This is a genomic window from Agrobacterium tumefaciens (assembly GCF_009649785.1).
Taxonomy (GTDB): Bacteria; Pseudomonadota; Alphaproteobacteria; order Rhizobiales; family Rhizobiaceae; genus Agrobacterium; species Agrobacterium tumefaciens.
Genome location: NZ_WJOK01000001.1, coordinates 361,392 through 387,926, shown reverse-complemented (window position 1 = coordinate 387,926; position 26,535 = coordinate 361,392). Strand labels below are relative to the sequence as shown.

The 26,535-nt window shown below is 58.8% G+C and carries 25 protein-coding genes; 14 read left to right on the top strand and 11 right to left on the bottom strand.

The genetic code is table 11. The features are described from left to right. The 3 genes from GH784_RS01855 (at position 1) to GH784_RS01845 (ending at position 3,547) form a co-directional block, all read left to right on the top strand. Positions 1 to 660 (top strand): hypothetical protein, encoded by a 660-nt coding sequence (locus GH784_RS01855; protein ID WP_065704376.1) that lies wholly within the window; start codon positions 1 to 3, stop codon positions 658 to 660. A gap of 69 nt (positions 661 to 729) precedes the next feature. Continuing rightward, the gene (locus tag GH784_RS01850) at positions 730 to 2,253 is read left to right on the top strand and encodes an O-antigen ligase family protein (RefSeq protein ID WP_065704378.1); all 1,524 of its coding nucleotides are present in this window, start codon (positions 730 to 732) and stop codon (positions 2,251 to 2,253) included. An 88-nt stretch (positions 2,254 to 2,341) separates the two neighbouring features. Continuing rightward, a complete protein-coding gene (locus GH784_RS01845; protein ID WP_065704380.1) occupies positions 2,342 to 3,547 on the top strand; it encodes a glycosyltransferase family 4 protein in 1,206 nt (401 codons plus the stop codon). Between the two features lie 38 nt (positions 3,548 to 3,585). On the opposite strand, the gene GH784_RS01840 is transcribed toward GH784_RS01845, so the two are convergent. Together GH784_RS01840 and GH784_RS01835 are read right to left on the bottom strand one after the other, a co-directional pair. Beyond that, the gene (locus GH784_RS01840) at positions 3,586 to 4,680 is read right to left on the bottom strand and encodes a glycosyltransferase family 4 protein (protein WP_065704382.1); all 1,095 of its coding nucleotides are present in this window, start codon (positions 4,678 to 4,680) and stop codon (positions 3,586 to 3,588) included. A 55-nt stretch (positions 4,681 to 4,735) separates the two neighbouring features. Next, positions 4,736 to 5,884, bottom strand: a complete 1,149-nt coding sequence (locus tag GH784_RS01835) for a glycosyltransferase family 4 protein (protein WP_065704384.1) — start codon at positions 5,882 to 5,884, stop codon at positions 4,736 to 4,738. Positions 5,885 to 6,304: 420 nt separating this feature from the next. On the opposite strand from GH784_RS01835, the gene GH784_RS01830 reads away from it, so the two are divergent. Both GH784_RS01830 and GH784_RS27080 read left to right on the top strand, forming a co-directional pair. After that, positions 6,305 to 7,642: an SGNH/GDSL hydrolase family protein gene (locus tag GH784_RS01830; protein WP_065704386.1), complete on the top strand. Its 1,338-nt coding sequence runs from the start codon at positions 6,305 to 6,307 to the stop codon at positions 7,640 to 7,642. Between the two features lie 136 nt (positions 7,643 to 7,778). Further along, on the top strand, positions 7,779 to 9,161 hold the full coding sequence (locus tag GH784_RS27080) for an O-antigen ligase family protein (protein ID WP_065704388.1): 1,383 nt from the start codon (positions 7,779 to 7,781) through the stop codon (positions 9,159 to 9,161). Positions 9,162 to 9,235: 74 nt separating this feature from the next. Here the strand turns inward: GH784_RS27080 and greA are convergent, their stop codons facing one another. Next, positions 9,236 to 9,718 (bottom strand): transcription elongation factor GreA, encoded by a 483-nt coding sequence (gene greA / locus GH784_RS01820; protein ID WP_065704390.1) that lies wholly within the window; start codon positions 9,716 to 9,718, stop codon positions 9,236 to 9,238. A 209-nt stretch (positions 9,719 to 9,927) separates the two neighbouring features. On the opposite strand from greA, the gene eglC reads away from it, so the two are divergent. Then, complete coding sequence (gene eglC, locus GH784_RS01815; RefSeq protein WP_065662496.1) at positions 9,928 to 11,325, top strand: endo-1,3-1,4-beta-glycanase EglC; 1,398 nt, start codon at positions 9,928 to 9,930, stop codon at positions 11,323 to 11,325. Between the two features lie 78 nt (positions 11,326 to 11,403). On the opposite strand, the gene GH784_RS01810 is transcribed toward eglC, so the two are convergent. The 6 genes from GH784_RS01810 to GH784_RS01785 form a co-directional block, all read right to left on the bottom strand. Further along, positions 11,404 to 12,318, bottom strand: a complete 915-nt coding sequence (locus GH784_RS01810) for a TIM barrel protein (protein WP_065659654.1) — start codon at positions 12,316 to 12,318, stop codon at positions 11,404 to 11,406. A 26-nt stretch (positions 12,319 to 12,344) separates the two neighbouring features. Continuing rightward, positions 12,345 to 13,070 (bottom strand): glycerophosphodiester phosphodiesterase, encoded by a 726-nt coding sequence (ugpQ, locus tag GH784_RS01805; protein ID WP_019564838.1) that lies wholly within the window; start codon positions 13,068 to 13,070, stop codon positions 12,345 to 12,347. A gap of 11 nt (positions 13,071 to 13,081) precedes the next feature. Continuing rightward, positions 13,082 to 14,194, bottom strand: a complete 1,113-nt coding sequence (locus GH784_RS01800; protein ID WP_019564839.1) for an ABC transporter ATP-binding protein — start codon at positions 14,192 to 14,194, stop codon at positions 13,082 to 13,084. A 5-nt stretch (positions 14,195 to 14,199) separates the two neighbouring features. Continuing rightward, positions 14,200 to 15,288, bottom strand: a complete 1,089-nt coding sequence (locus tag GH784_RS01795; RefSeq protein ID WP_065704392.1) for a carbohydrate ABC transporter permease — start codon at positions 15,286 to 15,288, stop codon at positions 14,200 to 14,202. Continuing rightward, a complete protein-coding gene (locus GH784_RS01790; protein ID WP_019564841.1) occupies positions 15,288 to 16,199 on the bottom strand; it encodes a carbohydrate ABC transporter permease in 912 nt (303 codons plus the stop codon). The genes GH784_RS01795 and GH784_RS01790 overlap by 1 nt, the downstream gene beginning before the upstream one ends. Positions 16,200 to 16,266: 67 nt before the next feature. Further along, complete coding sequence (locus GH784_RS01785; protein WP_065704394.1) at positions 16,267 to 17,640, bottom strand: ABC transporter substrate-binding protein; 1,374 nt, start codon at positions 17,638 to 17,640, stop codon at positions 16,267 to 16,269. 94 nt (positions 17,641 to 17,734) lie between these two features. On the opposite strand from GH784_RS01785, the gene GH784_RS01780 reads away from it, so the two are divergent. Beyond that, entirely contained in the window at positions 17,735 to 18,874 is a 1,140-nt protein-coding gene (locus tag GH784_RS01780; protein ID WP_065704396.1) for an ROK family transcriptional regulator, read from the top strand. A 29-nt stretch (positions 18,875 to 18,903) separates the two neighbouring features. On the opposite strand, the gene GH784_RS01775 is transcribed toward GH784_RS01780, so the two are convergent. Continuing rightward, positions 18,904 to 19,227: a hypothetical protein gene (locus GH784_RS01775; RefSeq protein WP_162632817.1), complete on the bottom strand. Its 324-nt coding sequence runs from the start codon at positions 19,225 to 19,227 to the stop codon at positions 18,904 to 18,906. 188 nt (positions 19,228 to 19,415) lie between these two features. Further along, positions 19,416 to 19,901 carry a hypothetical protein gene (locus GH784_RS01770; RefSeq protein WP_065704399.1) on the bottom strand — a complete coding sequence of 162 codons (486 nt, stop codon included), beginning with the start codon at positions 19,899 to 19,901 and terminating at the stop codon, positions 19,416 to 19,418. A gap of 173 nt (positions 19,902 to 20,074) precedes the next feature. Here GH784_RS01770 and GH784_RS01765 point away from each other — a divergent pair, with 173 nt between their 5' ends. The 7 genes from GH784_RS01765 to GH784_RS01735 all read left to right on the top strand — a co-directional run bounded on the left by GH784_RS01765 (position 20,075) and on the right by GH784_RS01735 (position 26,448). Then, entirely contained in the window at positions 20,075 to 22,027 is a 1,953-nt protein-coding gene (locus tag GH784_RS01765) for a BTAD domain-containing putative transcriptional regulator (protein WP_019564845.1), read from the top strand. A gap of 8 nt (positions 22,028 to 22,035) precedes the next feature. Continuing rightward, positions 22,036 to 22,464 carry a hypothetical protein gene (locus GH784_RS01760; protein WP_003511290.1) on the top strand — a complete coding sequence of 143 codons (429 nt, stop codon included), beginning with the start codon at positions 22,036 to 22,038 and terminating at the stop codon, positions 22,462 to 22,464. A 37-nt stretch (positions 22,465 to 22,501) separates the two neighbouring features. Beyond that, complete coding sequence (locus GH784_RS01755) at positions 22,502 to 23,698, top strand: YcaO-like family protein (protein WP_323131462.1); 1,197 nt, start codon at positions 22,502 to 22,504, stop codon at positions 23,696 to 23,698. Next, a complete protein-coding gene (locus GH784_RS01750) occupies positions 23,698 to 24,411 on the top strand; it encodes a TfuA-like protein (protein WP_019564847.1) in 714 nt (237 codons plus the stop codon). The genes GH784_RS01755 and GH784_RS01750 overlap by 1 nt, the downstream gene beginning before the upstream one ends. Next, positions 24,408 to 25,613: a hypothetical protein gene (locus tag GH784_RS01745; RefSeq protein WP_065704403.1), complete on the top strand. Its 1,206-nt coding sequence runs from the start codon at positions 24,408 to 24,410 to the stop codon at positions 25,611 to 25,613. The genes GH784_RS01750 and GH784_RS01745 overlap by 4 nt, the downstream gene beginning before the upstream one ends. Positions 25,614 to 25,682: 69 nt before the next feature. After that, positions 25,683 to 26,120, top strand: a complete 438-nt coding sequence (locus tag GH784_RS01740) for a helix-turn-helix domain-containing protein (protein WP_025595440.1) — start codon at positions 25,683 to 25,685, stop codon at positions 26,118 to 26,120. A gap of 94 nt (positions 26,121 to 26,214) precedes the next feature. Next, positions 26,215 to 26,448 (top strand): hypothetical protein, encoded by a 234-nt coding sequence (locus GH784_RS01735; RefSeq protein WP_013761765.1) that lies wholly within the window; start codon positions 26,215 to 26,217, stop codon positions 26,446 to 26,448. The last annotated feature ends 87 nt before the right edge of the window (positions 26,449 to 26,535 follow it).

The following is a 26,535-nucleotide window of genomic DNA, read 5'->3' as shown; positions in this document are numbered from 1 at the left end:
ATGGCGGGCCTGCGTAAATTCTTCGCGGTCGTGCCGGTTCTCATCCTTTCCGTGTTTGTTTTATCCGTCGCCGCACAGGCGTTTTCCGAAACTCGGCGGTTTTCCGATGTCGTCGCCTTGGCAAGAATTGCCGACGACAAAAGCGGCCTGGCGCACGATCTTCTGGCGAAGACGGTCGATGGGCTGCACCCCGTCGTTGCGGAGAAAATCTGCCGTTCGGATATCGTCAAGGCCGGGTTACGGCTCGTTCTCGCAGATCTCGATGCAAATGGCCAAGATGCGACGTCGGAGGCCGGTACGGCGCGTCTCGGCTTTGCCGAAAGCTATATTCGTCACGCGCTCTCCTGTTTGCCTGCAAATGGCGATGTGTGGCTGCGTCTTGCCATGGTTCGTTCGCTGCGTAACGCCTCGCCAATGGAAATCGCCGTTCTGATGAATTTTTCCCAACTTTACGGGCCTGCAGACGCCAACCTGATACGCGGGCGCTTCGTGATGTGGCAGCAATTTCCAAAAGACACACTGCCTCAGGCCGATGCGGCCCGCAATGCGGACACGGCAGTCGTCTGCGGGAAGGAGGGGGAAATCCTGCGCTGGACCCTGCGGAAGATCTGTCCGCAGCAGCCGCAGGCCGGCATGAAACGCACCATGCCGCTTCCGTGACATAGCGGCCTGCCTCGTCCTCTACCTTAGACATCGTCGCAGCAACAGTTATTGCAAAGCCGAAAGCCAATGTCGTCCATCGAAGCCCAATCAGAACCGCTATCCTCATCGCCACCGCGACCGGTTGCGTTTCCAGACTATTTTCGGACGGCCGCCATAGTCATCTTCTGGGCTATCTTCCTGCTTGCGCTTCTCAATCGCGGCGCAACTGAAATCGAGAGCCGTATCGTCGTCACCGTTGCAATTTATTTGTTGCTCGTGCCCGCCATCCTGTTGTTCGGGCAGCCCCGGGCTGGTGCAAGCGTGGCGCTTGTGGCGACCTGCCTTTTGCTGGGGGCACTCATCATCCAGATGTGGCTGCAATCATCTGTGCCGGGTATTGCTCCACCCAATCCCGCCTGGTCGACCGCCGCCATGTTTGTGCAGTTCGCCCCCGACGCCACGGTTTCGCTCACCCCGGCGGATGATTGGCTCGGCCTGTTAAGCGCCGCCCTGCCCTTCGGCGCCTTCATGGCCGGCCTCGTCATTTTCGATACCGACGAGCGCGCGGCAAAAGCGCTGCGATGGTTCGCAATTGCCGGCGGATGGCTGGCACTGTTGTCAATCGTGCAATTTCTGCTTTTTCCAGAAACACTCGGCTTCATTCAGAAGCGCTTCTATCTCGGCAGCCTGACCGGCCTTTTCGTCAACCGTAATACCGCCGCCACCTTCTTCGGTCTCATTCTCCTGACCCTCGTCGTGATGCTGCACAAACGGCTGACAGCTCCAGACTGGGGAATGGTCAGGGCGCTGGTGGCAAATCGCCTGACCGTTCCAGTCGGCCAGAAACGCCTCATCCGCAAGGCCGCCTTCATCGGCGTGCTCACTGCCTTTTGCTTCATCGCCCTGATGCTGACCGGATCGCGCGCCGGCATCGCATCAAGCTTTGCGGCACTGAGTTTCCTCATTCTTCTGACCGTCTTCAACTCACCCATCAAAACAGGCCGCAACGCGGCTGCCCTGCGTCGCAAGCGGCGCGGCACGAAGCGCCGCGCGGCGATCGTGCTCGCCATTACGCTTGGCCTGTTCCTGCTCTTCGCCAATCGCGTGGCGCTTCGCATGGAAACGCGATTGGAAGACGACATGCGCTTCTGCTACATGCCGGGCATCGCGCGTGCCATTTCTGACAGCTGGCCTTGGGGAACCGGCCTAGCAAGTTTTACGGAAACCTACGCGCCCTATCATGCGGCGCAATGCGGGGTGGACGCCATCGTCACCCACGCCCACAATGTCTATGCCGAGGGACTGCTGACGCTCGGCCTCGCATTTCCATTTTATGCGGCTTTTTTCGTGCTCGTCCAACTCGCCATTTTTATTCGCGGGGCGCGCAAACGCAAAAACTACCGTTACGCCTCCCATCTCGGGCTTGCCGGGCTGCTGCTCGTCGCATTGCATTCGACACTCGATTTTTCGCTGCAGATCCCCGGCTTCGCAATGGCTTACGCCGTATTCCTTGCGCCCGTCGTCACGCTTTGTCTCAACCCCCCAGGGGTTGGACGGGACCGTTCGCGGCGGCGCGAACCATCTCCAAGCGATCCCGCAATGCCGGCCTAGATCAGTCCGGATGGGCAGCAGCCATCATTTCGCTGATGCGCAATAGTTGTAACGATTACAAACCACACAAAGACGCGAGAATTTGGGCATGCGGATATTGCAAATAACGTCGCTGTTTTCTCCGGACCGGGTCGGCGGCGCGGAGATATTCGTGGAAGACCTAGCGCGCGGGCTGGCGGAGAATGGACACACGGTAGCGGTGGCGGCGATCTCACGCAAACAACAGGCCGTGGAGCTGCGGGATGATTTTGCCGTTTACCGCCTCGGACATACCACGCCGTTTTTTATCGGGGACTGGGAAGAGCAACCCGGATGGAAGCGAAAATACTACAAGATCGCCGTGCAGCTGGATCCGGGTCTCCTGCGCCGGCTTGCCCGCGTCATCGATGATTTCCGGCCTGATGTCGTCAACACCCATTCGCTGTCGGAGCTGACACCGCTGATCTGGCCGATGATCCGCAAGCGCGGCATTCCGCTCGTCCATTCCCTGCACGATTTCACCAGCATGTGCACCAACGGCTCCCTGTTTCACGACGGGCACATCTGCGACGGCACCAGCAAAAAATGCCGCGCCTTCTCTTACCTGCACCGGCGTTGCCAATGCGCCGTCGACGCTGTCGCCGGTGTCGGCCACGATATTGTCGAGCGCCATGTGCAGGCCGGCTTTTTCACCCATGTACCGGAAAGCCGCCGCACGGTCATCTGGAATGCCATCGCGCCGCCAGCTTCACAGACACAGCGCATTCCACGCGCGCCTGGGGACCCGCTTGTTTTCGGCTATCTGGGCCGCATCGAGGCGCCCAAGGGTGCAGATCTCCTGATCGAGTCGCTGCCGCTCCTGCCGCCGAAGGGCTGGCGACTGGTCATGGCGGGTCGCGCGCCGGGCGGCATCGAAGCCTACGAGCAAAAAACCGCCAACCTTCCGGTCGAATTTCCCGGCTACGTGGACGCCGATAGTTTCTTCGCCGGTATAGATTGTCTGATCGTTCCACCACTCTGGCCAGAGGCTTTCGGGCGCACTGTCGCTGAAGCTATTCTACGCGGTGTGCCGGTTCTCGGCGCCAATCTCGCCGGTGTCGCCGAACAGATCGGTCGGGACCGGCCGGAACGCCTTTTCACGCCGGGCAGCGCCGCCGAGCTTGCCGCCCGCATGACTAACGCGATGTGCAACCCCGCCATTCTCGCGGAAACACCGGAAACCAAAGCGCGCATTTCGCAGGGCGTCGCGCCCGAACGGGTAATCGGGGCATACGAAGCTCTCTATTCGGAGCTGCGCAGCGGCATCAGGGCATGAGCCGTAAGATTTCACCCCGGGGACATGACTTCTAGACGTCAGGTCTGTTCATGGAAAATCTGCGCATAGCTTTCCGCCGCCTTCTGCCATGAATACAGCTTGCGGTTTTCATAACCAGCCTGGCGAAGATCGCTTGCCAGATCCGGCTCCCGAAAAAGCCGCTCAAGTGCCGCGACAAGGCTGTCAGAGTCCGCGGGATCGAAGGTGAGTGCGCCCTTTCCGGCGATCTCCGGCGTTGCGGAACGGTTGGAGCAGACGACCGGACACCCCAGTTGCTGCGCCTCCAGCACCGGCAGGCAGAACCCTTCATATGTGGAAGGCACGCAAAGGCAGGCGGCGTGGCGGTAAAGGTCTGCCAGTTGATGGTCGTCTATGCCGGAAAGCCGGATCAGTCGCGCCTTCAGCTCCGGATCATCGAGCACGCTGCCGATTTCCTCGGCATCGTCGCGGCCAACATGCACGACGTGCAAATCAGGCCTAACCTTGCCAATCACGGCAAAAGCCTTGCCCAGAAGCGAAAAGTTTTTATTCGACGTCGCGTTTCCGACCGCCAGTATGTAGGGCGCGGCAACTGGCGGCGGGCCGTTTAAACTCGCTAGATCGACATTCAGGGTGCTGTCAGAATGGATAGTCAGGCTTTTTCCAGCAGCCGATGGATAAAACTGCGCCAGATCCTTTCGCGTCGCTTCCGATACGCAGGTGATCCGGTTCGAACCAGCCATCATCAGTCGAAAGATCAAATCCGTCGTCAACGTCGCCCGCCAGCCGATCTGTTCGGGGATGGTCTTGAAATAAAGATCGTGAACCAGGGTGACGCGCCGTTTGCCGCCGCTGGGACTTCCGAAGGGATCGGCGTTGAACAGCACATCGATGCCGAGCTTGCGGCAAAGTGCCGGCAACGTCATAGCCTGACGCAGCACATCAAACACCATGATACGCGGCCGCGGCGTCTCAATCAGCTGAAGGCGGCTTTCGCGCAGGTTTTCGGGCAGCTGTGCCCGCGTCCAGGGAGAGCGCAGGATGTAGTCGTCCCGCGTCTGATCCAGCAGCCGCTCCAGCAGGCTGAAGGTCACGCGGGCGACGCCGGAAGGTTTGCCGCCATACTGGCTCGGCATGTTTACGAGAATACGCATCCTGACCCTTCCGCTTGCCTGCACTTTCTGCCCGAATTGATCGCCAAGAGGCCCCTCACACTGCTTCCGACAGCAAAGCGGAAACGGACCGGCAGGTCTCCTCCAGCGAAAAACGCCGGCTCACATCCTCGCGGCCCTGCTGCGCCAGCCTTTCCGCCAGAGCCGGCTGCGACAGGATGCAGCCTAGTGCTGCCGCAAGCGCCGATGCGTCGCCCGGCGGCACCAGAAGACCCGTTTCGCCGTCCCTAATGATTTCGGTAACCCCACCACCGCGTGTAGCGACAACTGGCCGCCCGCACATCATGGCCTCCACCACCACCCGCCCGAACGGTTCGGCGACAACAGAGGTGTGGGCAACGGCATCCATCGATGCCATCAGCTCTGGTACATCCGACCGGAAACCGAGGAAGCGGACACGACCATCCAGACCGAGACGGGATGCCTGCTCGCGGATGCGCGTCTCATAGGCGTCCTGCCCGAATAGCGCTCCGCCAACGATGACGGCCTGAACGCCATCCATCGCCGCGATCGCGTCCAGAAAGACGTGTTGCCCCTTCCATTCGCTCAGCCGGCCGAACAATCCGACAAGCGGTTCAGGACCAAGGCCCAATTCCATACGCAACCGCGTAGCTCTGCCGGGATCGTGGGCCACAGCCTTTGCGGGGTCGAAGCCGTTATAAACGATGCGGACCTTTTCTGCCTGCCCGCCGGCTTCAACGAAAGCCCGGCCGGTTTCCTGCGAATTGACGGCCACGAGCCTTGCGAAAAGGCGCGCGAATGCCAGCGAGGCATGGCGATTGGCGGAGCTGAATGCGGGATCGGTGACTATATCGTGCAAAACCCAGACAAGTGGGCGGCGGCTGAGTTTCGCGGCAAGCGCGCAAACGAACAGCGCCTTCTGCGAATTGGCGCAGATTACGTCGTAATGTCTCGCCTGCTGGCTCAATTGCCAAGCGACGGCGACAACATCGGCCGCGCCACGCAGCATTGCGCCAAACGGTGAGTCACGGCGGATCGACAGCATTTTTTCGCCAGCGGATAACATGACCGGAGGCCTCCCGGCCGCTGCCAGATCATCAGCAGCACCACCGCCACTGAGAAAACAAGCTCGCCAGGAATGCGGTCCGGCCTTGACGAGGTCCGTCAGAAAAAGCTCGGCGCCACCCTTCTCTCCTGTGTGACTGACAAATAGAGCGGATGTCATGACATCACCTGTGAAGTATCAGAGCACCCAAGTTGCCATTGCCCTAAATTGCGGGCATGAATGGACAGCCCGTGAAAATGACGAGTGCACTTGCCAACGGCAGGGATATTTTCACCGGCAATTTCAGTATAAGAACAACAATGCTTGATTGTGGTTAGAAAAAATAACATTCAAACCTTTATGCGGATAAGAATCCGATATACGTAAATTAAAAGAAAAATATTCTATCTATATATTTTAAAAGAGATCGAAGAAAAATTCGTGACGTATAATTTTACTGCTTTTCGCCGTCCCGTTTCCTGCGTTTTGTCCCCCGGCCTTTCGGCGGAGTTATCCTAGGGCCAGACGAGGAGAACGAACGATGACACCGCTCAAACGCAACATATGCATATATACGACCGGAACGGAAGAGGTGCCGGCATGATCGGCGTATCGCTCGGCATCACCTCCCGAAACATCCCCACCATGGTCCCTTCCCTGAACGCGCTCTCACCCTTGCGCGCGCGTTTGACTGCGGGTCAGAATGCCACGATCTTCGTGAATGGTGACAGCACCGCCTATGCCGATGCCGGACCATTCCAGCAGTTCGCCATGATGCTTGGCGATCTGCACGACACAAGGGTTGTGCTGCACCGCTGGGCAGAATGGCAGACAAACGCCCCCACCGGGCCAAAGGCCTATGCGGATTCGGTTACGCTGCGCGCAGGCATGGGGCCAACGCTCACGGTCTATCTTGCGGCACTGCCCGGCGGCATGGCCGGTTACATGCTCGCGGACCAGCGCGCGGCGGCGTTGAAGATTCCGCGTCCCGACCTGTGCATCACGCATCATGGGCATAATATGCAGAGTTTCGAGACGCCGGGTGGTATCCTAAGCTCCGGACGAGCCGCCCTGCTCGGACCGCTTGGCATGATCGAATGGCAATGGCCGGGTGCCCCCCAACTCATCACCACCCAGAACCCCTGGCGCGATAGCACCGGTTACGACAAGGTCTATAATGCGATCCTTGACCTTGCCCGAGCGCACCCGGGCCTCACGCTGGTGGATACACACGCGTCATTTGTAGCGAGAGGCAAGGACCATGCGCTTTACCGCGACAACGTCCATCCGAACGATGCCGGATCTCAGCTCATCGCCCGAACCTTGTTCAGTTGTTATCTGGGATCGGCGCCCGATAACGTCTTTCAGACACCTTGTTGGCCAAAACTTCCCGCCGCCAATCTTATCGTCAACGGCGATTTCACCGATTGGACGGGGTCCGCTCCATCGGGTTGGAGCCTGGCGGCGTCGGGTTCCGCCATAAAAGCCGCAGAAGTCACCTTTTCTCCGGCTTTCGCTCACAGCCTCGGTTTGCGTGCGAATGGCAACCAGTCGGCCGCACTGGTTCGTTATTTTCGCAATGCGGAGGCCGCCGCGATGATCGGCAAAACCGTTTCATTTGCAGTGCTTTATAAAAATACCGAGGGACAGCGTGCGCCCTATGTCACACTGGTTTCAAAAAGCGGCGGCGCAGTCCGGACGATCAGTTGCTCCGCGCTTCAATTTGGTGGTGCGAACGCCCTCGACAATAGCGGCTGGATGTGGGCGACAGCCAACGACATCGCGATCGATCCTGATATCAGCCCCAGCGGATATGGTTTCTATGTGAGGATCATGCCGGCATTCGGCATGAGCGCGCCGGTTTCCAACGAACCGCTTTACATACAGCGGGTGATCGCCGTTGAGGGCGCTCTGCCAAAAGGCAATCTGAGCGACTGAAAACCATAGAAAATTGTCTTGCGCGGCAACGTCATCAAGACCACTATTCATCGTCATCACCCTGTCGCCTCATGGTGATGACGTCCTCTCCCACAGGGCCGCACCAAGGTCCGCCAGTGAAGGATACAGGCCGGGAATGACCAGAAGCACAAATATGGCGGCATCGCATCAATCGCCGTTGCCGGGTTTCGTTTTGGCGATGCCTCTTTATCCTTCAAAAACCATAAAGGTGCCCGGTCTCTTTCTGGCGATCTTCGTTTTTTCCATTGGCTTTTTCATTCAATGCAATGTGCTGACCAGCAATCTGGGCCTGCGCTTCCTCAACATCACCGACATGCTTGTCCTGATGACGCTACCCGTTATTGCCCTGCTTTACATTCGCTGTCTGACGCCCTCGATCATCCTGCTTTATCTCGTTCCGCTAACCATTTTTTTTGCACTTTCGGCTGTCTTTGCCGACGAACGTGGCGAAGGTGAATTTTACACCACCGCGATGGCATATTTTTACGCGGTCTATTTTCTGTTTTTTGCCTATATGCTGTTTAAGGAGAACCTTCTCGAGCTGTTCTGCTGGGGCATCTTCGCCGGCTTCATCGCGGTGACGATCCTGCTTTTTCTGGACATCGTCATTCACGACCAGCTCGCCTCCCTTGGCCTCTCTTTCATGTTCGATGAAACCGCCGTGCTGGCAGCTGCGGCAAAAGGCGAATTGAGCCCGTTGCTTTTGCGTGTCGAAAAAGCGGGTGGCATCTGGCCGGTGGGCAACACAGCCGGACCTGCCTTTGCGTTGGCGGGTGCGGCAGTCGCCTATCTTGCCGAAAGGCAAAAACGTCCCGCGCTGTTTGCCGTATTTCTGCTGGTCTATCTCGCGAGCTTCACACTTACTCTCAACCGGTCCGGAGTATTTGCCGTTCTTGCGATCGGGGTCTATTTCTACATCAGAAATTTTTCCATCAAAATGCTGCTCAGCACCTATTTTGGTTTTGCCTTGTCCGCCCTTGTCATCGCAGCGGTTTTGCCATTGGGTGCTTTCGATTTTGCGGAACAGATATTTTCAAAACGGTTTCTCGAGGACAGCAACAGCAGCAACAATGCGCAGGAGCGCTGGGATACGCTCACTGGCGGCTTTCAGGTTATGCTCCATCATCCTTTCGGCATCGGTTTTACCGCTCGATATGAAGAACTGTCGCGAATATCGAGAATCGGAACACCGCATAGTGGCTTTCTCGCCACGGCCTATGCGTCCGGCATAGGATTTGGCCTTCTCAGCGCCTTTGCGCTTGTTTACGCGATCCTCCGGAAACGAAAAGTCGGTTTCTTCGCCTATTCGGCGATCGCAATCGTTATCGTCTATCAATTTGAAGAGCTGAATTTCAATCCCGTTTTCATGGCCTATATGGGGCTCGTACTCGCCTATACTTTCATTGATCTGGATTTCAGGTTCTTTCTGAAAAATACGATGATGCGGATGGCTGGAATGGCAGAAGAGGACGCTTTGGCGACGGCACGACCGGCGTAAATTACGGTGAGGTTCTCTCGCTCCAAACCGCACATCCTTGCTGCCAAAGTTTGTTCCGTTTTCAAGTGGGCGCTTTAGGTCACTTCGATGATTTCAATCTCTTTGTCACCCAGGCTGACAACATCACCGGCAGATTTTCCCATCAACACTCCTGCGACCGGGGAGACATAAGACATCGATCCAGTGGCCGGATCGGCTTCATCCTCGCCTACGATCCGGAACCGTTGCGTCCTCCCGTCATCACGGCTGAATGTTACCACGCTGCCGAAGGCAACGGTGCCATCAGCAGGAGGGCTCGGCATCAGCTGGGCGGTGCGAACGCGCTCCGCGAAATACCGAATGTCCCGCAGAGGATTGGCCGAAAGCCGACGTCTTTCATTGACGTCTTCGACGGCATTGGCCGTTTCGCAGGCTTCGCGCGCCAATTGCAGCTGCTGCTCCAGCGCTTTCAGCCCAGCTTCCGTCACCAGATTGGGATGAGGCGAAATCACCCGGTCCGGCAGAACCGTTTCGGCTGCGGTTTCGGCACTATCTTCCTTGGTAAAGGCTACACTCAATTCTGGCACTCCATTCCCGTGAGATGCCGCTTTGAGCATCTCCCTTGCCGTCCAATCCTGCCACCGCCCATCGCAATGCTGCAATAGCGTGCACCACACAAACCGCCCATGTACCCCTCATTTCTGGCTCTAACAGGAGGCTTTTCGCCCTGTTAGGGTATTGCCCAAGAGGAGTGAGAAAGCCAACGCTAACGGACAGGAGACGGTCAATGGCCCGGACAGTATTGAATGCGCTTGGAGACACACTCTACTACAGCGACAATTCCACCGGATTTTTTTCCGCCACGGGTTCCGGACCGCTGCTGACAGGCACTGCCGGCAATGATTCCATGTGGGGCGACAGTTCCGTCAATGTGACAATGGCGGGCGGCACGGGCGACGATATTTATTACCTCTATTCCAGCATTAACCGCGCCGTCGAAAATGCCGGGGAGGGTATCGACACCATCGACACCTGGATGAGTTATACCTTGCCCGACAATTTCGAAAACCTGCGGGTAACCGGAGATGGTCGTTATGCCTTCGGAAATGAGCTGGACAACATCATAACCGGCGGATCGGGCAGCCAGACCATTGATGGCGGGGGCGGTAACGACGTGCTGATCGGCGGTGGCGGTGCGGATACATTCGTTTTTACGAGCGGCAACGGCACCGATCTCATCATGGATTTCAGCGCCAACGACACGATCCGGCTTAACGGTTACGGCATCACGTCCTTCGAGCAGCTCGTCAGCAATGCCACCCAACAGGGCGATAATCTCTGGCTGAACTTCGCCAACGGCGAGGCCGTCGTTCTTGCCGGAACGACCATCGACGATCTTCAGGCCGACCAGTTCGAGCTCAGCCTCGACCGATCATCCCTCACCCAGACCTTTGCCGACGAATTCGATGCACTTTCACTTCGCAGCGGCGATCAGGGGACTTGGGATGCCAAATATTGGTGGGCACCGGAAAAGGGAAGCTCGCTGACGACGAATGGCGAGGCGCAATGGTACATCAACCCCGCTTATGCCGGCACATCAGAGGTAAATCCCTTCAGCATAAACAACGGTGTCCTGACTATCACCGCCGCGGAAACCCCGCAATCGATCGCCAACGAGGTTGAGGGCTATGATTATACCTCGGGTATGCTGAACACCTATTCGTCGTTCAGCCAGACCTATGGTTATTTCGAAATGCGCGCCGACATGCCGACCGACCGGGGCGCTTGGCCGGCCTTCTGGCTTTTGCCTGAGGACGGCTCCTGGCCACCGGAACTCGATGTCGTGGAGATGCGTGGGCAAAACCCCAATACGCTGATCATGTCCACCCACTCCAATGCAACGGGAGAACAGACATCAGTCATAAACAATGTCAGCGTGCCGAGCACGGAAGGTTTCCACACATATGGCGTGTTGTGGGATGCGGAGCATATTACCTGGTATTTCGACGACGTCGCCGTGGCGCAGACGGATACGCCTGATGATATGCACGATCCCATGTATATGGTCGTCAATCTTGCTGTCGGCGGCATGGCAGGAACGCCGTCGGCGGTTGATTTCAGCGACGGTTCGCAAATGATGATCGATTACATCAAAGCCTATTCGCTTTCCGACTGGGCCGCGTAACGAAAAACGCCGGCAGTTGCGTTCAGAACTGCCGGCGCTTCAGACCTCAGCCTGTCGGCTGGGCCTTGTTCAGTTCAGTCATTCAGCCGCGATCTGCATCCGCTCAGTGTAGAGCGACATGAGATGACGCGCCGTTTCAAGGCTCGCGGGCTGTTCGGCCCGGTAGCGGCGGCCGATTTCCATCATCAGCACAGTATCCGGCAGGAAGGTCAGCTCCGAGAAAATGCCCTGCCAGTCGATATCTCCCCAGCCGAGCGGCATATGCAGATCGCCGATGCCGAGAGCGGTATTTTCCTGGTCGAAATACGGCTGATAGAAGCCCTGCGGCCGGCCGAAGGAATCGTGCACATGCAGATGGCCGGCGACCGGCGCCATGGCGCGAAGCTGCTCGCGGAAATCGAGCCCGCGATAGGTGGATTCGAGATAGGCGTGGCTAAAGTCGATCAGCGCCACGACGTTATCATGGCCGATGGCCTTAACTGTCTGGGCCACCTCGGCAGGCGTCTGACGATATTGGCCGGGTTCGGTGGAGAAGATATTCTCAAGCGCGACCCGCACGCCATAGCGCTTGCAGAATTCCGCCAGCTCGAAAAGCGCTTCCCGCTCGCGGCTGTCGGCATCGGCCCGCTCGGCGATCTGGTCGGCACGCAGGGCACCACCATGCTGAACGAGGATGCCCGCGCCGATGCGATCGCACAGGACGGCCAGCGCCTTGGCTGCATCTATCTGGTAGCGGCACGTTACCGGGTCCATGAAATTGGACGAAACAAGACCGTGCACCGTGTAACGGAAGTCGAATTCTTTGGCGAGCGCCACGAACCGTTGAGCGCGCTCCTCGATGATGCGACCGCCTGCGATCAGATCAAGGCTCGTTGCGGCGATTTCAACGGTGTCGCAGCCAATTTCGGCAAGCGCACGAAGATCGCTTTCGAGTGTGGCCAGTTCACCGTCGTCCGAGCTGGCGTTGAAGCCGGTTCCAATAAGATTGCTCATGTCATCATCTCCAGGGGTAAGGAAGGTCATGCGAGTTCAGGCTGCCGTACGGCGCGGCGCGCCGTATCGAACAGGTCCGGGCGGTCGATATTGACGTAGTCTACCCCGGCCAATGCGATCTCATTATGAAGGTTGGCATCATCGCCGCCATAATAAACCATGATTTCCAGACCCGCCTTGCGGCATGCCGCGACAAGGCCGGGCTTGCGCATCTGCGCAGGTGTGATCTCGATGATCGAGGCATGGTGAACAGCCGCAGCCAGCGAAGGCGACTTGGCGATATCGAGCGTCATCATCTTGCGGAATTCCGGCGCGGCGGCGGCCAGGCCCCGGCGCATTTCTTCGGAGAAAGAGAAAAAGAAGGTGTCGCGCACCATGCCGAGGCTCCGTACCAGTGCCGCCACCTTGACGGGATCGCAATATTTCAGCTCGACATAGACGCCGCAGCGGCCGCGCAAATGGCTGAGATAGGCATCGAGCCGCGGTACAGCCGCACCCTTGAAGTTTTCGCCGAACCAGCTGCCGGCGTCCAATGCATCGATCTCGCTCGACAGCATGTGGCCGATGGGACCCGTGCCATTGGTGGTACGATCCAGCGTTTCGTCGTGAAAGACATAAAGCACGCCGTCCGCGCTCTCGCGCACGTCGAGCTCGATGTAATCCGCTCCCTGCTGTAAGGCGAGGTCGGCGGCGGCAAAGGTGTTTTCGGGCGCAAAATGGTTGGCGCCGCGATGGGAGACGATTTTAGGCATGGAAATTCCTGTCAGTTTACGGCTTCCGGTTCACGCGCCGGAATAGTCGAATGGTGGGAAAGATCGGCATGCAGCCCGGCGATGCGGTTACCGGCGGCATCGAACACGAGCGTCAGCGCCGATTTGCAGCTGATCCCGACACGATCTCCCGGCGCGTGGCGTATCGTCTCGCCATATTCGAGCGCGTGGATCATGCCTGCGGGCGTATCGATCGTGTAGAATACCTCGCGCCCCATGGGCTCGACGGTGGTAACCTGCCCCTCAAGCCGCGCCTCGGACGATGTGACGAGGGCGATATCTTCCGGGCGCAGGCCAAAGGTGACTTCGCCGTCACAGCGGGCATTGAGGTCGAGCAGGGCATCGCCAATCTGCAACTGCCCGCCCTGCGCCCATCCTTTCAAGAGATTCATTGGCGGCGTGCCGATGAAACCGGCCACGAACAGATTGTCGGGCCTGCGATAAAGATCATCGGGCGTGCCGATCTGGGCAATGGCGCCGTTGTTCATGCAAATGATCCTGTCCGCCATGGTGATCGCCTCGATCTGGTCATGGGTGACGATCAGCGTGGTGATCTTCAGGCGCTTCTGCAGGCTTTTCAGCTCGGCGCGCATGGTGATGCGCAGGGTCGCATCGAGATTGGAAAGCGGCTCGTCCAGTAGCAGGATGTTCGGTTCCTTGACCAGCGCGCGGGCAAGCGCCACACGCTGCTGCTGGCCGCCGGAAAGCTGCGAGGGCCGTCGGTCGAGCAACGCGCTGATCTGCACGAGGCTTGCCGCCTCCTCCACCCGTCGCGCTGCCTCCTCACGCGGAACATTCTTGAAACGCAACGGAAAGGCGATGTTCTGCCGCACTGTCAGGTTGGGATAAAGTGCATAAGACTGGAAGACGATGCCGACATTGCGGTCGCGCGCATCGATGCGATTGACGTTGTGGCCGTCGAAAGAAATCTGACCCGCGGTCGGCGCGTAGAGCCCGGCGAGCAGGAAAAGCGTGGTCGACTTTCCGCATCCGGACGGCCCGAGAACGGCGACGAATTCGCCGTCTTCGATGGAGAGGGTCATCGGTTGCAGAACGCGGGTGTCGCCCCAGCTTTTGGTGACATTGTCGAGGGTGATCCTGGCCATGGCGATTATCCTTTGATCCCGCCGAAACTCATCTGGGTGATGTATTTCTGCGTGAAGATGTAAATGATCAGCACAGGCAACAGATAGATGATGCCTACGGCAGCGATCATGCCGTAGTTCACGCCGGCGCTGTCCTGTGCCACGAAGAAGAGATAGAGGCTCATCGTCATCTGGCTTTTTTCGATGAGCAGGGTCTGGACGAAGACATATTCTTCCCAGCCACGCAGAAAGGTGAAGGTGGCAACCGCGATCAGCCCGCTTCTTACCTGCGGCAGAACCACCATGCGAAAGGCTTGGAAGCGGGTCGCGCCATCGGTGACGGCGCTCATTTCGATGTCCCAGGGAACGTTATCGAAAAAGCCCTTGAGAACAAAAATTGCAAACGGCAGCTCAAGCGCACTCATGACCAGCACGACGCCGAAGAGATTGTTGAGCAGGCCCATGTAATGCAGTTGCACGAAGATCGCGACGGTGAGCGCGAGCGCCGGAAAGGCATGCAGCAGCAAAAGCCCGCGCAGCACGTTTTCACGCCCGGCGAAGGTGAAGCGCGACAGCGCATAGGCGGCCGGCGTGGCGACCAGCGCGACGATCAGCGTCTGGGAAGCGGCAAACAGCAGTGAACTGCGCATGGCGGTCCAGACGGACGGCATCAGCGCCATGCGCGTGGTGCCGGTTTTCTCGATATCGCGGCTCCAGAGGAAACTGTAGTTGTCGATAGTCAGATGCGGCAGCACCAGCGCGAAGACGAGCGCCGCGACCACGGCACCAAATGCCAGCCATAGCAGCGCGGGATTGCGCAGGCGCGCGGAAAGAAGCGCAACTGCTATCGCCCCGCCATAGGCAAAAGCGGCGATTGCGCCGCTGCGCCACAGCACAAGTCGGCTGAGATTGTCGTCGGAAGTCGTAAGCGACTTCACCAGCAGCCACAGGTAGGGCAGGAGAACCGGCACCGAAACCACCGTCAGGAACACAAGAATGACGGGAACGAAACCGGCGCGATGGGCAAGGCTGCGCCTTTCAAGACGCGTCCAGTCCGGCTTCAGATCAAGGGCACACCTGCTGTGGGCATGCGAGTGGGTGTGGGCGAGCGTCATCACAGCACCTCGATTTTGGCGGGAGCAAAAGTCGAGCGCATATTGCTGATGCGCCATTGAATGAGGGTGATGGCAACGCCTATCGCCATCAGGCCAAGCGCAAGTGCAGCACCATAGGCATAGGCGCCGTTTTCGAAGGCGCGCCGGTAGATATAAAGCGGATAGGTCGTGGAATCGTAGACAGGCCCACCGCCGGTGATGAGCAGGATATATTCATAGGTCGTCATCAGTGAGAGCGCCTGATAGAGCGTGATGAAACGGATCGGTGCCGAGAGCGCGGGTGCGACGACATGGCGAAGCACACCCCATTCGCTGGCGCCATCGACGCGCGCGGCATTGGCCAGATGCGACGGTATGGAGCGGATGGCCGATGTGAGGATGACCATGGCGAAAGACGCGCCGACGACACCGTTCGCCACCACCACCAGAAACAGCGGAAAGTCGTTGCGCAGGTTGAGAGCGGGTGCGCCGAGCGCGCCAAGAAACTGGTTGAGCAGGCCGGAAGACGTCGGATCGGCGATCCATATCCACAGCACGCCGTAAAGCACGGCGGGGCTCATGCGCGGCAGCAGCCAGAGGCCGCGAAAAAAGTTGCCTAGCCGGTCCGGTATCGCCGTGGTCGTTACGGCCAGAAGCGCGCCAAGCCCGATATTGAAGATGAACAGCGTTGCGCCGACATAGATCAGCGTCGTCAGCAACACCATCGGCAGGCGCACGTCGCGCTGAAACATGCGCTGGAAATTCTCGACCGTGAATTTGCCCACCCTCAGGTTTGCGCCCATATCGGTAAAGGCGATCACCAGATTGACGACGATCGGGGCAAGAAAGAACAGGCCAAGCAAGGCGAGAGCCGGAGCCAGATAAAAGATCGGCCGGGCCGGGCGACGCGCCCGAAGCTGAAATTGAGACATTACGATATACCGGTGGGAACGCGGAAAAGCCGCCCGGCAGAACCGGGCGGCATGGTTTCGGGCAAACTCAGTTGCTTGCGGCGTCGCGGATTTCGATCTCTGCGCCAAATTGCAGCTCAAGCTCGTCGGCGATGAAATCGACCGCCTGCGCGGCCGTCATCTTGCCGGTCTCAACCGCTTGCAGACCGCTGAACAGCACCTTGTTGTAGCTGCCGAACTTGGTGTGGTTGGGCACAAACTGCGCGTATTTCATCATCGGCGAAGCAGCGGAGAGTACCCAGTTATCGCGGTATTTCGGCATGGCCGTCTGGGCGTTGCTGATGGCCGTATGATAGGATGTCACCGCGTGTTCGTTGTTGAAATAGGGCAATGTCGCAAGCGCCACGAGATCGGCGGCGATATCGGCATTGGCACTCTTCGGATTGAGGGTGTAGAGCAGCGGGTGCGACAGGTTGGCCGGCTTGCCGCCTTTTTCGGCTGCCGGAGCGGAAATCCAGCCGATCTTGTTGAAGTATCCCTTGCCGTCTGTCGGCCAGGTCGCGCCGTTCTTGTCACCCACCTGCCAGGCAACCGCCCAGACACCCTGATGGAAGATGAAGGCCTTTTCCTGCTTGAAGGCCGTCTGGATCGCCTCCCAGCTCATGGCGGTATTGTCGACGGGCGTCACGCCTTCCTTGGCATTGCGCTCATACCAGCCGAGCGCCTTGGCCATTTCGGCCTTGGGGAACATCAGCTTGCCGGTCTTTTCGTCCATGAACTTCACGCCATAGGACTGGAACACCATCAGATAGTCGATACCGACATTCGGGCGGTGCAGCATGCCGTATTGTGCGGCCTTGCCGTCTACCACTTCCTTCGACAGGGTCGTCAGATCGTCGAGCGTGAATTCGCCGGCGTCGACCTTGGCCGGAAGGCCTTCGATGAAGGCTTCGTCCTTGCCGATCTTGCGCAGCATGTCCTTGTTGTAGAAGAACATGCGGATTTCCGCGTCCTGCGGAATGCCGTAAATCTTTCCGTCCGTCGCCTTGGCCGAATTCCACAGAACCGGCAGGATATCGCCATAGACCCAGGGAGCAGTGGCGATCTTGTCTTCCATCGGCATGGCATAGCCGTCCTGCGCGAACTGGCCGATCCATTCATGCGGCAGGATGTAGATATCCGGCCCCTGCCCCACCGAAAACGCCTTCAGCGTATCGAGCGCGAAGGAGTCCCAGCCCTGCACGGCGCTGTTGTTGATGTCGATGACGACGCGTTTGTCGACGCCTGCTGCCTTGAACTGCGCGTTCATGATGCCGGCGGCAGCTTCGATGTTGGTGACGCGACCGGGCGCATTCTTGTCGGCTAGCGTCCAGAGCTTGATGTTGATGTCTTCGGCAAAGGCGACAGCCGGCAAAAGCGCGCCGAGGGCAACCGTGGCCATCAGGGTGAGAGACTTGAACATGTGATCCATTCCCGTTGAAACTGATTATTTAATTAAGTTGCTTAATTAACAGCTTCATGACATTTCCCCAGGTAAAGCGCGGGAGAGTGAAACTTTGACTGAGAGACGGCAGGGCAGGTTGGCAGGCATTGGCGCAACACAGGGTGCGCTTCTGGGATATATCAGGCGCAAGGGTTCGGCCTCGCGGGTCGAGCTTGCCGACTATTGCAGCATAACGCCGGCTGCCGTGAGCATGATGACGCGCAATCTGCTTGAACGCGGTATCATCGAGGAAGGTGCACGCCGGCAGGAAGGCCGTGGCGCACCCCATATCGACCTCACGCTCAAAAAAACTGTCGGTTACGCCCTTGGTGCGCACGCCAACCGTTATTCGGTGATGTTGACGCTGTTGAATTTTGGCGGAGAGATCGTTGGAGAATTGCAGATGCGCGGCTCCTATGACGCGTTTTCCGATGTCCAACGGGCGCTTCAGGACGGATCCGAAGAACTACTGACGAAAAATGCGATCAACAGGAGCCAACTGATCGGCGCGGCCATTGCAATGCCGACCCGCTTTCGCAAGGAAGCCATGTCGCTCGATCTTGCCGAAGAGGTTATTTCCTGGGCCGGGTCTGACCTTTCCGCCATGCTGCGCGAGGCGCTGCGTTGTCCGGTGATCATAGAAAATGATGCCAATGCCGCAGCCATGGGTGAACTGACGCTTGGCAATGCGGACGGACACGAAAATTTCGCTTATCTCTATCTGTCCGAGGGGATCGGCGGCGGCATCATTATCAAAAATGAGCTTTATCGCGGTTATCTCGGCAATGCCGGCGAGATCGGCGCCTTGCGCGGCCGCAGCACTTCGCGGCCCTCCTTCGAAGACCTGGCGGCATGGTGCGTGGAGCATGTGGGAGAAAAACCCTCGGGGCGCGCACCCGAGGTCTGGACGGATTACCTCTTGCGCAACTCCGCCGTGTTTGAGGCGTGGCTGGAACGGGCGGGACCGGAGGTTGCGCGCCTCGCCTTCGCTGTCAGCGCCGTTCTGGCGCCCACGGCAATCTTTGTCGGCGGCACCTTACCAAGGATCGTACGACAGCGGCTGGCGGAATGGCTGGATTACGAACGCTCGGACCCGTTCGACGGCGCAAAGGTGATACAGCCGAAAATCCAGCTGCCGGATGTGGTTGCGACAGACCCCGTGGCCTTCGGTGCGGCGGCGATGATCCTGCACGGCGTCGGAGAAGTGCGTTAAAGGCCGGAGCGCATGTCCCGGGGGAGGCCTCAGCCGAGATTGGTCACCATGAAATAGATCAGCCAGCAATGCCCGATCACCAGCACGGCCCAGGCCCATTTTGCAAGCCTGATATCGACATCGATGACGGTATTGCTGATTTCCGCCACGCGAAAAGCCTCTTCCTCAACCCGGTTCTCCGGCGGGCGAGATCTCAGCACCTTCCTGGAAACCGGCTCGCCCACGACATAAAGCCTGTCGTTCGCAACTGATGGACGCGGGTCGTCGTTGGCGCTCCCGTCAAGGGAAAGCACGTCGTCACCCGAGGCGCAACTCACCGCTAATAGCTGTGATGACACCCGCCTGTTACGCATGTTACCTCCATTGGGCATCACAAATCTTCCACACAATAAAAATAAAAAAATTCACCTGCTGCTCCCGACAAAGCCTTGGCTTTACCGGGCATATTTGCGATGCGCGCAATACGCGCCGCGCCAGTTGAACCCCTTCTCGCCCCACGCTCTTGCGCTCCCCCGGAAACGCATCGGCATCAGCCCCGCCATTAACGTGCCGGGCTTCCCGGCAAATCGTGCCTTCCCGCGTAAGGCCTTACCTCTCGCTGGATCAGGAAGACGGATTTCTCGACCGGCAGCGGTTCGGCTGTCCGGTAGCGATGAGACCGCTTGGAATATTCAAACCGGATCCGCCTGTCTTCGAACTTCCCCGCCAGAACGCGATAGCCGTTGACGACCTCGTTCAGTATTTCCAGCTCTTCTCCCCACAGCCAGCCACCGTAAGAAGTGCCTTCGTTGGAGCGCAGCACGATCTCGAAAAAATGCCCGCCGGCTGCAAATGGCATGCGGAAAATAATATCGAGATTGTCCTCATCTTCGTCGTCGCATGCCGACAGTCTGGCATGGGCAACCTTCGCATGGGCCAGCGCCGAGACCGGATAGAACGGGCGCCCTTTGAACCACATGAACTCACACACCGCATAACCGACGTCGTCGGCACGCTGGTAAGGTTCAGTACGCGGCTCGAACGCCATGTAGCTTCCGTTAAACGCTATCAATTTCGAAAATTCCCGATGCCTGCCTGATGCATGATTGCTGTTTTCCGCCCGTCGCCCGCGCCTCTATTCACGACAATAGGCAAGCGGCGTCACACCAGCGTCAAATGGAACGCCAATGATGACTTTCAATTTCCCGGACACATTGTTAGATGGTGATTCATGAGGGAACGAAATTGGCTGGGAACGCTGAACTGATACCGATCCGGCTTTTTGGCACCCCGCGCTGCGATGCGGTGCGGCAAGCGTTTTTCCCGTCCAAGGGCTTTGCCCTCACTGCCGCCCTGATCCTTGCTCCCAATCAGTCCCTTTCCCGCCAGCAGGCCGCATCGCTGTTATGGGAAAACGTCGAGCAAAAAAGGGCACTGGGCAATTTGCGGCAGCTGATCCTGCGCCTCCAGAAGCTGTCGAGCGATGACGATGCCATCCTTCTGACAGAAGGGAACGACCTGAAGGCCGGAAAGCTGGCGCAGCGGACCGACCTTGCGATCTTTCTTGCCGGCGCGAGAGCAGAAGACCCGATGCAGAGGCTGCAAGCCCTGCTCGAATTCGGCGGCGATCTGCTGGAGGGGCTGGAGGCTGGGCAGGACCACCTTTATCTCTGGCTGCTGTCTGAGCGACGCCGTCTCAAGGACCTGTTCTTTTCAAGCTATACACCGCTTCTGGAGGAGTTGACGCGGTTCGGCCGCGCCAGTTCGAACAACATCGCATCGCTTGCCGAATGCGCGCTGAAGATCGAGCCGGAGCGCGAGGAAACCTACCGCGCCGCCATGGCGGCCTATGCGCGGGTGGGAAACACCAGCGCCTGCGAGGGAATTTTCCAGCTTCTGATGGAACAGCTCCGCCAGGAGGACCGACCTCCGGAGGCCGAGACAGTGGCGCTTCGACGGCGGATACAAAGTCTGGCCTCGACGATAGTATCCCCCGCCGAACCGGATGAGGGTAGCCGCCGAAAACCGATGGCAAAACCACGCGTCGCCTTCAGCCGTCCGGTGCGGGTGGACGGGCTTGCGGTATCGCCGGTGATGAGTGCCTTTGTCGAGGATGTCGCCAATAGTCTCGTTCGATACCGGACCTTCACCGTTCTTTCGACGCACAGCACCTTTGTAGCGACACACGACCGGACCGACGACAGTTATGCAATGTTGCGGGCGGATTACCGCATCGTCTCCACGGTTTTCGACGATGCCCGCATGTCGGTAGCGCTGATCGAGGAAGCGACCGGAGAAATCGTCTGGTCGCTGGAGGTTGTGCTGACCGCGCGGCATATTCACGCCGCTTTTCGACTGCTGTCCAAACAGGTGGCCGCGGGGCTTGCCCGCGAGATCGAGCGGCTTCAGGTGGAACCAGACCGCAACCACAGCGGCGAGGCCTACCGGCAATTGCTGGAGGGCCAGCAGCTTCTGCGCGGCAAGTGCGACCTGCCGCTTCTTCGAAGAGCACGCTCGATGTTCCGCAAGGCGGTCGATCTGGATAACAGCATGGCGGTTGCCCGCGCCCGCGTGGCGCAGAGCCTGCAGCTGGAATGGCTGATGCTGGGCGGCAACGACCCCCACCTGCTGCACCGCGCCAAGGCGGAGGCAGACGCCTCCGTCGAAATCGATCCCGCTCTTGGCGTCGGCCACTGGATGTGCGCCGTCGTGGCGCTCTACCAGCGGGATTTCGACATATCCGCCGAAAGGTTCTTCGAAGCGGAGGCGCTTGCGCCCAACTCCGCCGACCTTTTGCTCCAGCATGCCGATGCGCTCGCCCATTTCGGCGATGCCGAAACCGCATGGGAAAAGTTTCAGCAAGCCATCGACCTCAATCCGCTCGCACCCGACATCTACTGGTGGGCGGGCGCCAGCATCGCGTTCAAGCGTGAGGATTACGGCGCGGCAGTAGAACTGTGCGCGCGCATGGAAAATGACGAGCCGGCATTGCGCGTCTTGACCGCGAGCCACGCGCTCCACGGTGATTTGGACGCTGCCCGGGAAACCGGCAGCAGGCTTCAGGAAAACTATCCGGGTATGACGGCGAGGGAAATCAGCAGCCTGTCCCCAGACCGAGACCCGGTAGCGAATGAAAAATTCTATAACGCACTTCGATTAGCTGGGATCAAATAGGAGTTATTATGTCCTCGCACTTCTTTATTGTCGGAAAAAAGGGTTTCGGCGTTCTCTTCATTCGCACGGCGCCGCTCAGGGTTGCGTCCGTCTCGCATGAGACGATTGCCGCCTATGAAGCCAGCCATCCCGGTGTGGACGGTTACGCGCGCGTTGCTGCGGCAGCAAAATCCATGCTCGTTCGTCAGGACGGCCAGCCCGAAAACGAGCTGGATCAGGTCCAGATCCAGGGCATCGAAGCCCTCGTCGCCGGCGGCGCTGTCGTTTCCGAGGCCGATTTCGCCTTTGTCGGCGAAGTGATCGACGCCGGCTGGGATTTCAACCGCATGGTGCAGGCGCCGATCGAATCGGCCCTGAAGGCTGTTGGTCCGGCGGGTTCCGTCACCGGCGAACTGTTCGACGCCATCCTTGCCGACGACACCAACGCGGCGCCTTGATTGCGCCCCCGCAGCCTTGACCGCTGACGGCGCACATATTCCAGCGACAGCGGCTTTAGGGCATCCGGACGCTTCGTTCTTCGATCCCGAACTGCTTCGGCGGTTCGGGATTACCCGCGTCGGAGACGTGACCGGTCTCGATATTATCGGCATACCCGTCTGGTTCGCGGCGCGGCCCAATTCACGCGGACTGTCGGTCTCCCAGGGCAAGGGGCTTGTCGCGGAGCAGGCACGGCTTTCCGCGATCATGGAAGCGATCGAAGGTGCCGTCGCCGAAGACACCCGCAAACATATCACCACTTTCGGCTCCATTCGTGAGATGCGGGACAAGGGCGCCCCTCTCGTTCCTTTCGAAACGATCGGCCGGGTCGACCCGGACACTCTTGATCTGCGAAACGAACGCGCCTGGGTGAAGGGAACATCCATACGCCAGCAGCTGGAGGTTTTTGCCCCCTATGAGCTGGTGGGCATGGATTTTCGCGCGGATTTCCCCTGGGACCGGCAGGCCTTTCTCATGAGTTCGCAAGGTCTTGCGGCGGGTTTCGACCATGACCACGCGGTTCTGCACGCCTTGCTCGAACTCATCGAAAACGACGCCTGCTTTCTCGTCGATACCTTCGAAACCCGCAATATCGCGCCGGAACCGGTCGTGTTGCCGATGGGTGTCGACACATCCTTCGATGCTCTTGTTCAACACCTTTCACATATCGGACTGCCGCCCCGCTTCTTTGATCTCACCAATACGCTCGGCGTGCCTGTAGTCATGGCGAGCCTGCCACGGTCAATCCACGCGCAGGACGGACTTGCCACCCGCAGCGCTGCCGGCGCAGCGTGCCGGTTTGGCACCTATGACGCGGCAATTGCCGCGCTGCTGGAGGCGATCCAGTCGCGACTGACTGACATCAGCGGCGCGAGGGACGATCTCTCTCCTTTGCGCTACCAGCGGGATATGTTTGCGGCGGGACCGGCGGCATCCGAGGTGTGGCCAATGGACCGGATCCCGGCCAGTCTCGATTTTGCGAATAGCGATCCGGCTCTACCGCCGTGGCGTCAGCTTGCAGAGCATCTTTTCGCCGCCGGGATCGACGACATCTATGTCTTTGCGCTGGAAACGGGCGTATCCGGTCTGCATGTCGTCCGGGTTCTGGCAAGCGGCCTCACCCCTGCCGGTGGTGGCCTTCAACGTATATCCCAGCGCACGCTCGACCGGTTCCTGAACCTCGGAGGCCTTTGATGAAGCCGGTGGTTTTTGCAGGCCCGTCCATCCACGGCATCGCACCCGCGCAGATTTCCGGCCTCGATCTTCGTGGCCCGGCTGCCTGCGGCGACATTTTCGACGCGGTAAAGCAGGGTGCCCGGACAATCGGGCTGATCGACGGCCTCTACGGTGACTGCGCCGCCGTGTGGCACAAGGAAATCCTGTTCGCGCTGTCAGGCGGCGTCACTGTTCTCGGTGCCGCCAGCATGGGCGCGCTAAGAGCGGCGGAATGCGCGGCCTTCGGCATGATCGGCATCGGCGAAATCTTTGAAGCCTATCGGGACGGGCTGCGTTTTTCCGACGCCGATGTGGCAGTCAGCCACGCGCCCGGCGAACTCGACTACCGCCCGCTTACAATCGCGCTTGTCGATGCCGAAGCGACGCTCGAAGCGTGTCGCGCCGCTATCGCCCCAGAGGAACACGACGCCTTGCTGAACGCCGCCCGCAAGCTGCATTTTAACCGCAGGACATGGCGTGCAATGGCAACTGAGGCAAACCTCAACCTCGAGACCGCAAATTTTCTGGCCGGAAACGCGGTTTCCGCCAAACGCAACGATGCGGCCCGGCTTTTAGGCCTGCTTGGCAGCGGAGAATTGCCATCCCCGCCGCCGCAATCGTGGAAATTACAGAACACGGTATTTTTCCAGCAATTGGCCACGCGGCAGACGGCGGGAGAAAAAGCGTCTTGACCGCTGCCCCGCACCCGTCTCTGCTGCCCGACTGCGGAGGACTGATCCGGACAATCGCGCTTGCCTTGCCCGCCGCGTTTTTTGCGGGTGACAGGGCTGAAGGGGGCGTCTCTCCGCTCATCCCGATCGGAAACCTGCTTTCGGCTCTGCCTTCCGACGTCACGGCCCTTGTTCTTATCGATGGCCCCTGTCTCGCCTCCGCTGAAAGCTGGCTCAGCAGGCTGGCAGCCACCTGCACCGCAGAACTGTTACCGCTCGATGCAACCAGCAGCGTTTCGCACCCGTGGATACAGGACGTGTTCCACGTTCGGACTGCTGATGGAATCGCAACCGAACTGCTTTGTGCATCGGAAAGCGCCGTCACTGGCGAGCTCGCCAATCGTCTCGGGCTTGCCGCCAACGCTTCGCATGTCACTTTGCCGGGCGGTAACCAGCTGGTCGGGCCGGACTTTCGATTGGTGGGCCATTCCAGCCTGCAGGACGACAGGGGTATGGCAAACAATGCGGCAACCGAACGGCCGCAACAATGGCAGCGGGTTCAGGCACTCGACTACAGAACCCTGGGCAGTTTCGGATATCGGCCGGAAGACCTCGGCAATGCCTCGGCCTCAATCGCTCTTACCTCGGCAAACACGTCGCCTCCGGCGATCACCTTCGGAAAAATCCACCAATGCGGTTTCCACGTCGACCAGTTCGTTTCGGTCACAGGTCTAAGACGCGATGGCCACCCGCTATTGCTGGTTGCCGATCCGGTGGCCCATGAATGCAACGCCCGTAATGCGATGGATTTGAAACGTAAACTGGATGCCTCCGTTCTATTGCTGGCACAGCAGGGCTTCGCAATCCTGCGAAATCCCATTCCGGTTTTACCCACCATCGACACCAACAAATGCCTGCCTCGGCTTTATAACAACGTGCTTGTTGAAAATATCGTGCGCTCCGACCAAGAGAAGCCATTCGTCTGGGTTCCCCATTTCGGTGATGCGGAAACGCTCGACGGTTTCGACCGAGAGAACAGGAAAATTTGGGAAAGACTGGGCTTTCACGCCATCGGCGTGGCCGGCTGGAGCCATTTTGCCAGCAGAAACGGGGCATTGCGATGTGCAACAAAGGTGATAAACCGTCAACCAGCACAGCATACCGACGGAAAACAGCCTTACTTTATCAGTAACACCTCACAATACCCGTGGAAATTGTGTTGAATGTCTACCTTCAACAATATTAATTGATAAATATCCAATTTAAGAACCTCACAACTGGAGGAGTTCATGATGCAGGCCAAACTACCCAGCCCGATCGATGTGCATGTGGGTACACAAATCCGAATGCGCCGCAAGTCGCTCGGCATGAGTCAAAGCGCGCTGGCGGGCCGGTTGGGCATTACCTTCCAGCAGGTCCAGAAATACGAAAAGGGTGCCAATCGCGTCGGCGCGTCCCGTTTGCAAGCCATTGCATCGGTTCTCGGCGTCGATGTCAGCTCTTTGTTCGCCAATGCGACGCCGGATGTCGGAAACGCCAATCCCGCCCTTGGCACGATCAATGCCATGCAGTCTTTCGTTGCGTCGAATGAAGGATTTTCGCTCAATCAGGCCTTTGCCCGAATCAAGAGCGCAACCGTGCGCAAGAGCATCGTTGCCCTCGTGACATCGCTTGCGGCTACCGAAGCGGCGGAAAATAACGGCGCGCCGGAAAACAAGAGCGACGATTGACGCAGGTGTGACGCTCGCGTGACGCTCGATGTGGTCGAAAATGAACAACGCGGGATCAACGCGTTTTCATACTGTCGACTGTCGAGAGGGAATCATGGTGGCGTCTACCGCAGCAATACTTGAACAGGACAATGCAGACGAGATTCTGGCGCTCGGGCGGATGGTTTCCTATCTTTGCCAGCGCTCCAAATCTCTGGAACTGGGGATGTCGACCTATTTCCTGGAAATGGCATTGCTGTCGCTGGCCCAGGACATCAATCAGCATGGCTCGCTACCGGCTGGCGCAGAAATGAACGGCAGCGGTTTCGCACACGCCGAACTCCATTAAAACACCGCTTTTTAACGACCGCGTCTGCAATTGCGCAGAGCCGCAGACATTTTTCGTCTGCGGTTCCGGCTGGGCTGAAACACACCG

Excerpts from the sequence above, each read along its gene's own strand:
- GH784_RS01800 (WP_019564839.1), bottom strand. The coding sequence starts at position 14,194 with ATGGCCAGGATCACCCTCGACAATGTCACCAAAAGCTGGGGCGACACC.
- GH784_RS01835 (WP_065704384.1), bottom strand. The coding sequence starts at position 5,884 with ATGACATCCGCTCTATTTGTCAGTCACACAGGAGAGAAGGGTGGCGCC.
- GH784_RS01850 (WP_065704378.1), top strand. The coding sequence starts at position 730 with ATGTCGTCCATCGAAGCCCAATCAGAACCGCTATCCTCATCGCCACCG.
- GH784_RS01830 (WP_065704386.1), top strand. The coding sequence starts at position 6,305 with ATGATCGGCGTATCGCTCGGCATCACCTCCCGAAACATCCCCACCATG.
- GH784_RS01855 (WP_065704376.1), top strand. The coding sequence starts at position 1 with ATGGCGGGCCTGCGTAAATTCTTCGCGGTCGTGCCGGTTCTCATCCTT.
- GH784_RS01795 (WP_065704392.1), bottom strand. The coding sequence starts at position 15,288 with ATGACGCTCGCCCACACCCACTCGCATGCCCACAGCAGGTGTGCCCTT.
- GH784_RS01810 (WP_065659654.1), bottom strand. The coding sequence starts at position 12,318 with ATGAGCAATCTTATTGGAACCGGCTTCAACGCCAGCTCGGACGACGGT.
- GH784_RS01760 (WP_003511290.1), top strand. The coding sequence starts at position 22,036 with ATGTCCTCGCACTTCTTTATTGTCGGAAAAAAGGGTTTCGGCGTTCTC.
- GH784_RS01770 (WP_065704399.1), bottom strand. The coding sequence starts at position 19,901 with ATGGCGTTCGAGCCGCGTACTGAACCTTACCAGCGTGCCGACGACGTC.
- GH784_RS01765 (WP_019564845.1), top strand. The coding sequence starts at position 20,075 with ATGGTGATTCATGAGGGAACGAAATTGGCTGGGAACGCTGAACTGATA.
- GH784_RS01740 (WP_025595440.1), top strand. The coding sequence starts at position 25,683 with ATGCAGGCCAAACTACCCAGCCCGATCGATGTGCATGTGGGTACACAA.
- ugpQ (WP_019564838.1), bottom strand. The coding sequence starts at position 13,070 with ATGCCTAAAATCGTCTCCCATCGCGGCGCCAACCATTTTGCGCCCGAA.
- GH784_RS01735 (WP_013761765.1), top strand. The coding sequence starts at position 26,215 with ATGGTGGCGTCTACCGCAGCAATACTTGAACAGGACAATGCAGACGAG.
- GH784_RS01750 (WP_019564847.1), top strand. The coding sequence starts at position 23,698 with ATGAAGCCGGTGGTTTTTGCAGGCCCGTCCATCCACGGCATCGCACCC.
- eglC (WP_065662496.1), top strand. The coding sequence starts at position 9,928 with ATGGCCCGGACAGTATTGAATGCGCTTGGAGACACACTCTACTACAGC.
- GH784_RS01790 (WP_019564841.1), bottom strand. The coding sequence starts at position 16,199 with ATGTCTCAATTTCAGCTTCGGGCGCGTCGCCCGGCCCGGCCGATCTTT.
- GH784_RS27080 (WP_065704388.1), top strand. The coding sequence starts at position 7,779 with ATGACCAGAAGCACAAATATGGCGGCATCGCATCAATCGCCGTTGCCG.
- GH784_RS01845 (WP_065704380.1), top strand. The coding sequence starts at position 2,342 with ATGCGGATATTGCAAATAACGTCGCTGTTTTCTCCGGACCGGGTCGGC.
- GH784_RS01775 (WP_162632817.1), bottom strand. The coding sequence starts at position 19,227 with ATGCGTAACAGGCGGGTGTCATCACAGCTATTAGCGGTGAGTTGCGCC.
- GH784_RS01785 (WP_065704394.1), bottom strand. The coding sequence starts at position 17,640 with ATGTTCAAGTCTCTCACCCTGATGGCCACGGTTGCCCTCGGCGCGCTT.
- GH784_RS01840 (WP_065704382.1), bottom strand. The coding sequence starts at position 4,680 with ATGCGTATTCTCGTAAACATGCCGAGCCAGTATGGCGGCAAACCTTCC.